At 68.6% G+C, this 12,253-nt stretch carries 10 protein-coding genes; 4 read left to right on the forward strand and 6 right to left on the reverse strand.

Features of this window, described 5'->3' with window-relative positions:
* Positions 1–37 precede the first annotated feature (37 nt).
* From ilvC to FFS72_RS16445, 3 genes are all read right to left on the reverse strand, one after another.
* A complete protein-coding gene (gene ilvC / locus FFS72_RS16435; protein WP_171018717.1) occupies positions 38–1,039 on the reverse strand; it encodes a ketol-acid reductoisomerase in 1,002 nt (333 codons plus the stop codon).
* Positions 1,040–1,103: 64 nt separating this feature from the next.
* Positions 1,104–1,607: an acetolactate synthase small subunit gene (ilvN, locus tag FFS72_RS16440; protein ID WP_050067058.1), complete on the reverse strand. Its 504-nt coding sequence runs from the start codon at positions 1,605–1,607 to the stop codon at positions 1,104–1,106.
* Entirely contained in the window at positions 1,604–3,550 is a 1,947-nt protein-coding gene (locus FFS72_RS16445) for an acetolactate synthase large subunit (RefSeq protein WP_137874941.1), read from the reverse strand. Before FFS72_RS16445 ends, ilvN begins: the two co-directional genes overlap by 4 nt.
* A 284-nt stretch (positions 3,551–3,834) precedes the next feature.
* On the opposite strand from FFS72_RS16445, the gene FFS72_RS16450 reads away from it, so the two are divergent.
* Both FFS72_RS16450 and ilvD read left to right on the forward strand, forming a co-directional pair.
* Positions 3,835–4,338, forward strand: coding sequence for a PH domain-containing protein (locus FFS72_RS16450; protein WP_249353364.1), 504 nt, complete (start codon positions 3,835–3,837; stop codon positions 4,336–4,338).
* Between the two features lie 182 nt (positions 4,339–4,520).
* Positions 4,521–6,362, forward strand: coding sequence for a dihydroxy-acid dehydratase (gene ilvD, locus FFS72_RS16455; RefSeq protein WP_137874943.1), 1,842 nt, complete (start codon positions 4,521–4,523; stop codon positions 6,360–6,362).
* Between the two features lie 51 nt (positions 6,363–6,413).
* On the opposite strand, the gene FFS72_RS16460 is transcribed toward ilvD, so the two are convergent.
* On the reverse strand, positions 6,414–7,457 hold the full coding sequence (locus tag FFS72_RS16460; RefSeq protein ID WP_249353365.1) for a Glu/Leu/Phe/Val dehydrogenase dimerization domain-containing protein: 1,044 nt from the start codon (positions 7,455–7,457) through the stop codon (positions 6,414–6,416).
* Positions 7,458–7,802: 345 nt separating this feature from the next.
* Between FFS72_RS16460 and FFS72_RS16465 the strand changes: the two genes are divergently transcribed.
* Positions 7,803–9,344 carry an amino acid permease gene (locus FFS72_RS16465; RefSeq protein WP_137874945.1) on the forward strand — a complete coding sequence of 514 codons (1,542 nt, stop codon included), beginning with the start codon at positions 7,803–7,805 and terminating at the stop codon, positions 9,342–9,344.
* A 49-nt stretch (positions 9,345–9,393) separates the two neighbouring features.
* On the opposite strand, the gene FFS72_RS16470 is transcribed toward FFS72_RS16465, so the two are convergent.
* Both FFS72_RS16470 and FFS72_RS16475 read right to left on the reverse strand, forming a co-directional pair.
* Positions 9,394–10,122 (reverse strand): GntR family transcriptional regulator, encoded by a 729-nt coding sequence (locus FFS72_RS16470; RefSeq protein ID WP_137874946.1) that lies wholly within the window; start codon positions 10,120–10,122, stop codon positions 9,394–9,396.
* A gap of 76 nt (positions 10,123–10,198) precedes the next feature.
* Positions 10,199–10,999, reverse strand: a complete 801-nt coding sequence (locus tag FFS72_RS16475) for a DoxX family protein (RefSeq protein ID WP_137874947.1) — start codon at positions 10,997–10,999, stop codon at positions 10,199–10,201.
* Positions 11,000–11,075: 76 nt separating this feature from the next.
* On the opposite strand from FFS72_RS16475, the gene FFS72_RS16480 reads away from it, so the two are divergent.
* Positions 11,076–12,212 (forward strand): PQQ-dependent sugar dehydrogenase, encoded by a 1,137-nt coding sequence (locus tag FFS72_RS16480; RefSeq protein WP_137874948.1) that lies wholly within the window; start codon positions 11,076–11,078, stop codon positions 12,210–12,212.
* Positions 12,213–12,253: the final 41 nt, after the last annotated feature.

Raw genomic sequence — 12,253 nt, forward strand, 5'->3', positions numbered from 1 at the left:
CTCAGGGGTGACGATCACTCACGAGCAGCGGAGCTGCTTACGCAGTTTCGGTGATGGGGCGATCGACCCAGCTCATCAGGTCGCGCAGCTTCTTGCCGGTGACCTCGATGCCGTGCTCGGCGTTCTCCTTGCGCAGGCCCTCGAGCTCGGTGTTGCCGTTCTCGACGTTCGCGACGAGACGCTTGACGAACGTGCCGTCCTGGATGTCCTTGAGGATGTCCTTCATCCGGTCCTTCGTGCCTGCGTCGATGACGCGCGGGCCGGAGAGGTAGCCACCGAACTCGGCGGTGTCGGAGACCGAGTAGTTCATGCGCGCGATGCCGCCCTCGTACATGAGGTCGACGATCAGCTTGAGCTCGTGGAGGCACTCGAAGTAGGCCATCTCGGGCGCGTAGCCCGCCTCGACGAGGACGTCGAAGCCGGTCTTGACGAGCTCCTCGGTGCCACCGCAGAGCACGGCCTGCTCACCGAACAGGTCGGTCTCGGTCTCTTCCTTGAAGTCCGTCTTGATGACGCCGGCGCGGGTACCGCCGATGCCCTTCGCGTAGGACAGCGCCAGGGCCTGGCCCTCGCCCTTCGGGTCCTGGTGAACGGCGATCAGGGCCGGAACGCCCTTGCCGTCGACGAACTGGCGACGCACCAGGTGGCCGGGGCCCTTCGGGGCGACCATGCCGACGGTGACGTTCGCCGGAGGCTTGATCAGACCGAAGTGGATGTTGAGACCGTGGCCGAAGAAGAGCGCGTTGCCCTCCACGAGGTTCGGCTCGATGTCGTTGGTGTAGATGGACGCCTGCGCGGTGTCGGGGGCGAGCACCATGATGACGTCGGCCCACTCGGCGACCTCGGCGGGGGTGCCGACCGTCAGGCCCTGCTCCTCGGCCTTGGCCCGCGACTTCGAGCCCTCCTTCAGGCCGATGCGGACATCGACACCGGAATCGCGCAGGCTCAGCGAGTGCGCGTGGCCCTGGCTGCCGTAACCGATCACAGCGACCTTGCGGCCCTGGATGATCGACAGATCGGCATCGTCGTCGTAGAACATCTCGACTGCCACTGGTATTACCTCTCCTCTTGAATAAAAGCCGTGCGTGATGAGTAGAACTTAGCTAGCGGGTGGCCGTGATCGACTTCGGCCCACGTCCGACCGCCACGACGCCGGACTGCACGATCTCCCGGATACCGTACGGGTCGAGCATGCGCAGCAGTGCATCGAGCTTGGACCGGGTACCGGTCGCCTCGACCGTGAGCGACTCGGGCGAGACGTCGATCACCTTGGCGCGGAACAGATTCACCGTCTCGATGACCTGAGTGCGCACGCTGGCATCGGCGCGCACCTTGATGAGCACGAGTTCGCGCGCCACCGACGCCTCACCCTCCTGCTCGACGATCTTGATGACGTTCACGAGCTTGTTGAGCTGCTTGGTCACCTGCTCGAGCGGGAACTCGTCGACTGTGACGACGATCGTCATTCGCGAGATCTCGGGAAGCTCGGTTCCTCCGACCGCGAGGGACTCGATGTTGAATCCACGCCGGGAGAACAGTGCGGCGACACGCGCCAGCACGCCCGGCTTGTCCTCGACGAGAACGCTGAGGGTGTGACTCGTGCTCACTTGGTGTCCTCCGAATTCTGTGCAGCAGCGTCGCCGGCGGCGTTCTGCTCGCGGTCCATCGCCTCGTGGATGACGGCAGGCTCCGAGGCAGCCTCGTCGTCGTCGAACAGCGGACGGAAGCCCCGCGCCGCCTGGATCTCGTCGTTGCTGGTGCCTGCGGCGACCATCGGCCACACCTGGGCGTCGGCGCCCACGATGAAGTCGATGACGACGGGACGGTCGTTGATGGACTGCGCCTCGCGGATCGCGGCCTCCACGTCCTCTTCCCGCTCCACGCGGATGGCGTGGCAACCGAGCGCCTCACCGAGCTTCACGAAGTCCGGGATGCGGACGGTTCCGTGGGTGCCGAGGTTGGTGTTGGAGTATCGCTCCTCGTAGAAGAGCGTCTGCCACTGCCGCACCATGCCGAGGTTGCCGTTGTTGATGAGCGCGACCTTGATCGGGACGCCCTCGACCGCGCAGGTCGCGAGCTCCTGGTTGGTCATCTGGAAGCAGCCGTCACCGTCGATGGCCCAGACTTCCTTCTCCGGCGCGCCCATCTTGGCGCCCATCGCGGCGGGAACCGCGTAGCCCATGGTGCCGAGGCCACCCGAGTTGAGCCACGTGCGCGGCTTCTCGTACTTCACGAACTGCGCGGCCCACATCTGGTGCTGGCCGACGCCGGCGCAGTACACGGCGTCGGGTCCGGCGAGCCGGCCGACCGCCTCGATGACGAACTCGGGCGAGAGCGCGCCGTCGGACGGCTTGCTGTACGCCAGCGGGTACGTGTTGCGCAGTCCGTTCAGGTACTCCCACCACGCGGTCAGGTCCATCGTGGTGCCGGTGGCCTTGTCGGCGCGGATCGCCTCGATCAGCTCGACGATCACCTCACGGCAGTCACCGACGATCGGCACGTCTGCGTACCGGTTCTTGCCGATCTCGGCGGGGTCGATGTCGGCGTGGATCACCTTGGCGTCGGGCGCGAACGAGTCGAGCTGGCCGGTGACCCGGTCGTCGAAGCGCGCACCGAGCGTGATGAGCAGGTCGGACTTCTGCAGCGCCGCGACGGCCGCGACGGCGCCGTGCATGCCGGGCATGCCGCAGTGCAGCTGGTGGCTGTCGGGGAACGCGCCACGGGCCATCAGCGTGGTGACCACCGGGATTCCGGTCAGCTCGGCGAGCTCGAGCAGCTCGGCCGACGCCTCGGCCTTGATGACGCCGCCACCGACGTAGAACACGGGCGACGTGGACTCGGCGATCAGCCGGGCCGCCTCGCGGACCTGCTTGCCGTGCGGCTTGGACACCGGCCGGTAGCCGGGCAGTCGCATCTCCGGCGGCCACGAGAACGTGGTCTGCGCCTGCAGGACGTCCTTCGGGATGTCGACGAGGACGGCGCCCGGACGACCGGACGACGCCAGGTAGAACGCCTCCGCCATGATCCGCGGGATGTCGATGCCGTCGGTGATGAGGAAGTTGTGCTTGGTGATCGGCATGGTGATGCCGGAGATGTCGGCTTCCTGGAAGGCGTCGGTGCCGATCAGTCCGCGGCCGACCTGGCCGGTGATCGCGACGACGGGAACCGAGTCCATCTGGGCGTCCGCGAGGGGGGTCACCAGGTTCGTGGCGCCAGGTCCGGACGTTGCCATGCAGACGCCGACCTTGCCGGTCGCCTGGGCGTACCCGGTGGCGGCGTGACCTGCGCCCTGCTCGTGACGGACGAGGACGTGACGCACCTTCGTCGAGTCGAAGAGCGGGTCGTAGACGGGGAGAACCGCGCCGCCCGGAATGCCGAAGACCGTGTCAACCTCGAGCTCCTCGAGGGCGCGGACCACGGACTGGGCGCCGGTGACCCGCTCGGGGGCGACCTGGCGTCGCGCTCCGGACTGGGGGGTGGCGGCCGTGGGACCGGGCTGGGCCCCGGCCTTGCGCGGCGTGGGCTGCGGCCGTGCGGTTGGTGCGCTCACTGGTGATTCCTCTGGTGTTGACGAGTCGAGCTGTGTCCGGGCAACAAAAAACCCCCGCCAGCAATGTCTGCTGTGCGAGGGTGGCGCGTCGTGCTTTGCGAGTTGACTTCGAAATCGACTCAGGCGACGACGCGCCGGCCGATTACGAGGAACTCATTCTGCTTCACGCGTTAGAAGGTAGGCGCGTCAAGGGTGAACAGTCAACTTTGGTGAGTCACTGTCCCAGAATGTGAGAGCGCCGGCTGCAATGCGAGGATGGTGAGGTGTCGTCCCCATCGCAGCCCGTGCCACCACAGTCATCCTCCCACACCGCCGAGGCGACTCGGCAAACCATCCAGATCTCGAGCCTCGGCCTGCTCGGCGTCCTGCTCCTGGCCTTCGGCCTGAGCTTCGTGATCTTCGCCAGCCCGCCGTGGGTGTCGGTGCTGTGGATCGTGCCGATCGGGGTCGCGTACTGGATGCTGCGCGTCCGCACGGTCGTCGACACCCAGGGGCTGCACGTGCGCCGGATGTTCACCAGCGAGGTGATCACGTGGGACGAGGTCAAGGGCTTCCGCTTCCCCAAGCGGGCCGGCTGGGCGCGCGCGGAGCTGGTCGACGGCGGCGAGAAGTCTCTGCCCGTCGTCACCTTCGAGAAGCTCCCGCTGATTGCGGCCGCGAGCGGCGGGCGTGTCACCGACCCCTACGCGGTCGCCGAGAGGATCGAGCGGGAGCGCCGCGAGCAGGAACGAGCCGAGCGGGACGTCGCAGCGGAACGTCCGACCGACTCGGATCAGGGCGGCGAATAACACGCGAGTACCGTTGAGGCAATCCCCGACGCCGGTCGGGCAGTCCGTCGGCACTGCCGACAAGCGGGGCACCGCCCCGGCCTGACCGCCCGAATCAGCCCCCGCGCGCCGGGTCCACCCGATGCACAGCGCGCCCGCCTGTCAGCCCACCGGCGATGCGCCCCAAGGAGTGAAGGACGCCCATGCCCCCGCTGAGGTCACGCACCACCACCGTCGGACGCAATGCCGCCGGAGCCCGCTCCCTGTGGCGAGCCACCGGCATGACGGACTCCGACTTCGGCAAGCCGATCGTCGCGATCGCGAACTCGTACACCCAGTTCGTGCCCGGCCACGTCCACCTCAAGGACGTCGGTGACATCGTCGCCGAGGCCGTTCGCGCGGCGGGCGGCGTCCCCCGCGAGTTCCACACCATCGCCGTGGACGACGGCATCGCGATGGGCCACGGCGGCATGCTCTACTCACTGCCGAGCCGCGAGATCATCGCCGACTCGGTCGAATACATGGTCAACGCGCACACCGCCGACGCCCTGGTCTGCATCTCCAACTGCGACAAGATCACGCCCGGGATGCTCAATGCCGCGATGCGCCTGAACATCCCGACCGTGTTCGTCTCGGGTGGTCCGATGGAGGCGGGCAAGGCCGTCGTCGTCGGTGGCGTCGCACAGGCCCCGACCGACCTCATCACCGCCATCTCCGCGTCCGCCAACGACTCCGTGTCCGAGGAGGGCCTGGACGAGGTCGAGCGCAGCGCCTGCCCCACGTGCGGTTCCTGCTCGGGCATGTTCACCGCGAACTCGATGAACTGCCTCACCGAGGCGCTCGGACTCGCACTGCCCGGCAACGGCTCCACGCTGGCCACCCACGAGGCCCGCCGCGCACTGTTCAGCCGTGCCGGCACCACCGTCGTCGAGGCCGCGCTGCGCTACTACCGCGACGAGGACGAGTCGGTCCTGCCGCGGAACATCGCCACCCCCAAGGCGTTCCGCAACGCGATGGCACTCGACGTCGCGATGGGCGGCTCCACCAACACGGTGCTGCACACCCTGGCCGCGGCGCAGGAGGGCGAGGTCGACTTCGACCTGTCCACCATCGACGAGATCAGCCGCCAGGTGCCGTGCCTGTCGAAGGTCTCCCCCAACTCGGACTACCACATGGAGGACGTGCACCGCGCCGGCGGCATCCCCGCCCTGCTCGGTGAGCTGCGTCGCGGCGGCCTGCTCGAGACCGATGTGTCGACGGTGCACACCAAGAGCTTCGACGAGTGGCTCGACACGTGGGACGTCCGCTCCGGCAAGGCGTCCGACGAAGCAGTCCAACTCTTCCACGCCGCACCCGGTGGGGTTCGCACCACGGAGCCGTTCTCGACGAACAACCGGTGGTCCGCACTCGACACCGACGCGGCGGGCGGGTGCATCCGCGACATCGAGCACGCCTACACCGTCGAGGGCGGCCTGTGCGTGCTGCGCGGCAACATCGCCGTCGACGGCGCGATCCTCAAGACCGCGGGCATCGACGAGGAACTGTTCTCCTTCCAGGGCCCGGCCGTCGTGGTCGAGTCACAGGAGGAAGCCGTCTCGGTGATCCTGCAGAAGAAGATCAAGCCGGGTGACGTCATCGTGGTCCGCTACGAGGGACCGAAGGGCGGACCGGGCATGCAGGAGATGCTGCACCCCACCGCATTCCTCAAGGGCGCCGGCCTCGGCAAGGTGTGTGCGCTGGTCACCGACGGACGCTTCTCCGGCGGCACGTCCGGCCTGTCGATCGGCCACGTCTCCCCCGAGGCCGCGGCAGGCGGCGTCATCGGCCTGGTCGAGAACGGCGACCAGATCCGCATCGACGTCGCGACCCGCACGCTCGAGGTCGTCGTCGACGAGGACGTCCTGGCCGAGCGCCGCGCCAAGATGGAGGCGTCCGAGCGGCCGTGGCAGCCCGTCGACCGTCAGCGCACCGTCACGACCGCGCTGCGTGCCTACGCCGCACTCGCGACGTCCGCCGACAAGGGTGCCGTCCGCCAGGTGCCGTGACCTGCTGGTGCCCGTGCGGACGAAGCGCCGTCCGCACGGGCGCCACCGCGTCTACCCCGACACACCCTGGCGCGCTGCGTCGATCCGACGATGCGCCAGAGCCATCGCGGCCGACTCCGGATCGGACCGGGTCACCGCCGCGTTGTGCAGGATCTCGTCGACGACAACACCGATCCGGTCGACCCGGTCCACGAAGTCGACCTCACCGTTGATCTCGGCGGCGCACGAGATCAACCCTCCCGCGTTGGACACGAAGTCCGGGACGTACGCGACACCGCGGGCGGCGAGAGTCGCGCCGACGCCCGGCCCGGCGAACATGTTGTTCGCGGCACCGACCACCGCGCTCGCACGCAGCCGACCGGCGACCTCCTCGGTGACCACGAGTCCGGGACCCGCCGGGCACACGACGTCGACGTCCGAGAGGAGCACGGTGTCGAGCGCTGTTGCGGTCGCACCGTGATCCGTGACCGCCGACGCGACGCGCTCCGGATCCGGATCGGCAACGACCACCCGCGCGCCGCGGGCGGTGAGCAGTTCTACGATGCCCCGGCCCACGTTGCCGATGCCCTGCACCGCAACCCGAAGTCCGTCCAGCCCTTTGTGCCCGATTCCGTTGCTGCCCAATCGGTTCGCCACGGTCTCCATCGACACGACCACGCCGCGGGCCGTGTAGGGCGACGGGTCCCGGCCGTCGCTGGAGACGCGGGGCGCGTGCCGACCGATCACTTCGAGGTCGGCGGGGCCGGTGCCCATGTCCGCGCCGGGAATGTAGCGGCCGTCGAACGCCGCGACGTGCCGACCGTGTGCCTCGAGCATCTCCACGGTCTTGTCGTCGCGGGGATCGGCGTTGATCACCGACTTGCCGCCACCCAGTGGCAGCCCCGCGAGCGCGGCCTTGAAGGTCATGGCTCGCGCGAGTCGCAGTGCGTCCGCTGCCGCGAGGTCGTCGGTGGCGTACTTGCGAATGCGGACACCGCCGAGCGCCGGCCCGAGAGTGGTGTCGTGGACGGCGACGATGCTGGCGAATCCGCCGTCGAGGCGCCGAACCGAAAGCTGTTCGAAGTTCTGTTCGCCGAGGGTGTCGAGGGCGCTCACTGATACTCCTTCACTGCGCATCACGGCGACGCCACCCTTGTGGGGCGCGGTCGTGGAGCGATTGGGTCGCGGGGATTTCCGCACCGCGAACTGTAATCCACGTCACATGATTGTCAACAGACGTGGCCACGGAGACACGTACCGAGCAGTTTTCCTGAGCATGATGAATAGCTGGCGATACCTGGCACGCCATCGCGTGAGCACGACGCGCACCTGCCGAACGCGCTGTTGCGCTGCCGCCCGGCGCGATGCTTCCCTCGTGGACGCGGTGAGACCCACATCACATCGCAACCGCCCAGCCCGCGCGGCCCACGAGGTCACCGGAGCACACCGAGGAGCGCATCCATGCCCGGATCCGGAATCTGGCGTACCAAATCCGTCGAGCAATCCATCTCGGACACCGACGAACCCGACACCCGGCTCCGAAGAGAGCTCACCACCCGCGATCTGACGGTGTTCGGTGTCGCGGTGGTGATCGGTGCCGGCATCTTCACCCTCACCGCACGGACCGCGGGAAACGTTGCCGGACCGTCTATTTCACTGGCATTCGTGCTGGCAGCCTGCGCCTGTGCGCTGGCCGCCCTGTGCTACGCCGAGTTCGCCTCCACGGTTCCCGTCGCGGGCAGCGCCTACACCTTCTCGTACGCGACATTCGGCGAGTTCGTCGCCTGGATCATCGGATGGGACCTGATTCTCGAGTTCGCCCTCGCGTCGGCGGTGGTCGCGAAGGGATGGTCCCTCTACCTGGGCAACGTGTTCGGCGCCGGGTCCACCATCGCGCACATCGGACCACTGAACCTGGACTGGGGCGCACTGGTGATCGTGGGCGTGCTGACCGTCGTCCTCGCCGTCGGAACCAAGGTGTCCTCCCGGGTGTCGGCGATCGTCACGGCCATCAAGATTCTGGTGGTTCTGCTCGTCATCGTGGTCGGGTTCTTCTACATCGACACCGACAACTACTCCCCGTTCGTTCCTCCGGCGGAACAGGCAGGTGACGCCGCCGCAGGAATGCACCAGTCGCTGCTGTCGTTCTTCACGGGCGCAGGCGGCAGCACGTACGGATGGTATGGACTGCTGGCCGCGGCATCTCTCGTGTTCTTCGCCTTCATCGGATTCGACGTGGTCGCGACCACCGCCGAAGAGACGAAGAATCCGCAGAAGTCCCTGCCCCGAGGCATTCTCGGCTCCCTCGCGATCGTGACCGTCCTGTACGTCGCGGTCACCGTCGTCCTCACCGGCATGGTGAAGTACACCGACCTGAGGACCGGCAGCCCGCTCGTGGGAGACGGCAGTGCCACCCTGGCCACGGCCTTCGAGGCGCATGGCATCACCTGGGCGAAGATGGCGATCAGCTTCGGCGGCCTCGCCGGACTGACCACCGTCGTGATGGTGATGATGCTCGGCCAGACCCGGGTGTTGTTCGCGATGTCCCGCGACGGTCTGATGCCCCGTGGCCTCGCGAAGACCGGGCGCCGCGGCACCCCGGTGCGGATCACGCTCCTCGTCGGCGGTGTCGTCGCGGTGCTCGCGGCGCTCTTCCCGATGGGCACTCTCGAGGAGATGGTCAACATCGGCACGCTCTTCGCGTTCGTCCTCGTCTGCATCGGAGTCGTCATCCTGCGCCGCACGCGTCCGGACCTGCCCCGCGGGTTCAGGGTGCCGTTGGTGCCGCTGGTTCCGATCCTCGCGGTCCTCGCCTGCGGGTGGCTGATGCTGAACCTGTCGGTGGAGACCTGGATCCGGTTCGTGGTGTGGATGGCCCTCGGCGTCGCGGTGTACTTCGCCTACGGGTACCGCAGGTCGGTGCTCGGTCGACGGCTCGCCGCACCCGTGGAGGCCGCACCGGAGCCGGAGCCGGAGCCGATACCGGCGAACCTGCCCGTCTGACGGGCGACCGAACCGGCCGTGGTCGCACCCCGAGGTGGTGCGACCACGGTCAGCGTCGTCTCAGGGTCACCCGATAGGTGTAGTGCTCGGGTAGGAAGTAGCTGATCGCGAGCTCCGTCGGCTCGTCGATCTCGTTGGAGTAGAGGCGATCCACCCGTAGCATCGGATGCCCCGGCTCGCAGCCGACGGCGGATGCGGCGGCATCGGGCGCCGAGGCCACCGTGATCGACTGGTCGGCCTGCACGATGGGCATCGCCAGATGCGGCTCGATCAGGCCGATCATCGTGTACGTGCTCGACGCGCCCGCCGCGAGTTCCGGGGCCTCGACGACCGCCTTGCCGACGATCTCCGGCAGGTACACCGTCGTGTACACGAACGGAACCCCGTCGTGCAGGCGCCGGAACGACACCGCATAGAGCAGATCGGTGTCCAGCCGGAGTCGGCTCGCCGCCTCGATGTCGACCTGGCGTCGCATCGGCGACACGATCTCCATCGTCGTGTCGGTCGACAGATTCATCAGGTCTTCGATGGAACCCAGCTGCCGTAGATAGCGTCCGGTGGTCTCGCTGGCGAAGGTGCCGCGTCCCGGGACGCGGTGGACGATGCCCTCGGAGACCAGGTCGTGGAACGCGCGGCGCACGGTCTGACGACTGACGCCGTGTGCGACGGCCAGTTCCGCTTCCGTCGGCAACCGCACGCCGTCCCGGTAGAGGCCGTCGGCGATCTCGCCGCGGAGCCGATTGGCGAGCGCCTGATAGGCGGGTTCTCGAACGTCCAAGCCCGCCTCCACGTCGCACCGATTTGTACGGCCATTATGTCGAGGTCGGCGACTCCGCGTCAACGCGGACCTCACGTCACGCGAGCGGATTCGCTCCGTTGAGGAAGATCCACAGGCACACGCCCCCCGCGACACCCAACAGCAGCACGACGAACGAGCCGATGTGCGGCCTCGTGGCCCACCGGCGCCTGCCCTCCACCGAGATACGTCCCGGGCCCGTCAGCGCGATCGCGACGAGCACCGCCGCGAGCAACAGCTCCAACTCGGGGCCGTCCGGTGCGAACCATTGCAGACCGGGGTCGGCTGCCTGCTGCACACACCAGGCGTTGATCAGGACCGCGAGCAGACCCGCGGCGGCGAACGGTGTGAACAATCCGACAATCAGCAGGACACCCGCCACGACCTCACCGATCGCGCCCGCGTACGCCAGGATGGCGGCCTGCTGGAAACCCGCATCGACGAGGAACGACTCGAAGCCGTCGAGTCCCGGACCACCCCAGATCCCCAGCAGCTTCTGCAGCCCGTGCGCCAGCGCAACGGCACCGACCGCGACGCGCAGGACGAGCAACCCGAGGTCGAGGGTGCCGCGCGGTGTCGGGGGCGGCGCGGTGGGCGCGACCACTGCAGGAGGCGCGGTCGACGCGGCCAACGTGGCCGCGAGGTCTCGGTCGTACGAATCGGCCGTCCGCAACTCCTCCGTCGGATGCGGAGCTGACGTCGCCGAATCGGATGCGCTGTAGGTCGGGATCTGCTCGGTCGGCAGGAAGTCGAGATCGTCGTCGGTGGTGGGAATCCGGCCCGACTGCGCGGTGCCGGTGCTGGGCACCGAGCGGGCGAAGCCCTCGGCTGCCGGGTTCTGTCGCGGGTTGTCGGTCACGCAACCCAGCGTAGGTCGGGTAGGCCACCGACCACCGGTTCGGCGCGCGGTGAGTCGGTTGTCGTACGGTTCGGACATGGCGATCAATCGTGCGGCGTACCGCACCGCGGTGCTGTCCACACTCGCCCTGACCGTGCTGCCGGGCTGCGCCCGGTTCGACGACAGCGCGTCCACCCCGTTCACCCCCGTCCCCACCTTCTCGGCGGGCGAGGTCGAGCCACGCCAACCGGACGCACCGACGACCACGCCCGACGCGACCGGCGCACCGCCGGATGTCGTGCCGTGCGTCGACCCCGACCCCGCCGTCGTCGCGACGTGCCTCGACGTCACCGGCGGGCTGACCGTCCTGCCCGGGGGGCAGTCCGCACTGGTCACCGAGCGGCGCACCGGACGGATAGTCCAGGTCACTCCGGGCCTGCCGGCCCAGGAGATCGCGCGCGTCGACGTGGACGGATCGGGTGACGGTGGCCTGCTCGGCGTCGCACTGTCCCCCACCTACACCGAGGACAACCTGCTCTACGCGTACGTCACCACTGCCTCCGACAACAGGGTGGTTCGCATCGCACCCGGCGACACCCCGAAGGACGTCCTGACGGGTATTCCGCGAGGGGCGAGCGGGAACGCAGGGGCACTGACCTTCACCACGCCGTCCGAACTGACCGTCGTCACGGGCGACGCGGGAAACCCCGCAGCGGCAGCAGATCCCGGATCCCTGGCCGGAAAGGTCCTGCGGGTCACCGCCCTCACACCGTCGCCGTCGCAGCCGCCGCCTCAGGTGGTGCTGTCCGGAATCGGGACCGTCGGCGACGTGTGTCTCGACCCCGTGGGCGGCGGCGTGTGGGTCACCGATCGCACCGTCCTCGAGGACCGGTTGCAGCGCGTCTCGGCAGTGGGCGCCACGGGCACACCCGTGTGGACGTGGCCGGATCGGCCGGGCGTCGCGGGCTGCACAGCCGTCGACGGTGGTGTCGCGGTGTCACTCACCGGGGGTCGGGCACTCGCCGTCCTGCCCATCGACCCGCGCACCGGCGCCGCGCAGGCCGCACCCGGACTGATCGCGCAGGACACCTACGGCATGCTCGGCGGAGCCGATCTGGGTGCGGGAGGACAGGTCTGGGTGGCGACGGTGAACAAGTCCGGTGACCTCCCCGGACCCACCGACGACCGCGTCGTCCGCATCCCGGCGCCGCAGGGCGGCGGCGGATTCGACTGACGCGTCAGGTCCGGTCGGCGGGGGCGGGCGCGTTCTGGGAG

Source organism: Rhodococcus sp. Q (genome assembly GCF_005503035.1).
Classification (GTDB): Bacteria; Actinomycetota; Actinomycetes; order Mycobacteriales; family Mycobacteriaceae; genus Rhodococcus_G.

Coding starts and splice junctions, on each gene's coding strand:
- ilvC (WP_171018717.1), bottom strand. CDS start 1,039: ATGTTCTACGACGACGATGCCGATCTGTCGATCATCCAGGGCCGCAAG.
- FFS72_RS16480 (WP_137874948.1), top strand. CDS start 11,076: ATGGCGATCAATCGTGCGGCGTACCGCACCGCGGTGCTGTCCACACTC.
- FFS72_RS16465 (WP_137874945.1), top strand. CDS start 7,803: ATGCCCGGATCCGGAATCTGGCGTACCAAATCCGTCGAGCAATCCATC.
- ilvD (WP_137874943.1), top strand. CDS start 4,521: ATGCCCCCGCTGAGGTCACGCACCACCACCGTCGGACGCAATGCCGCC.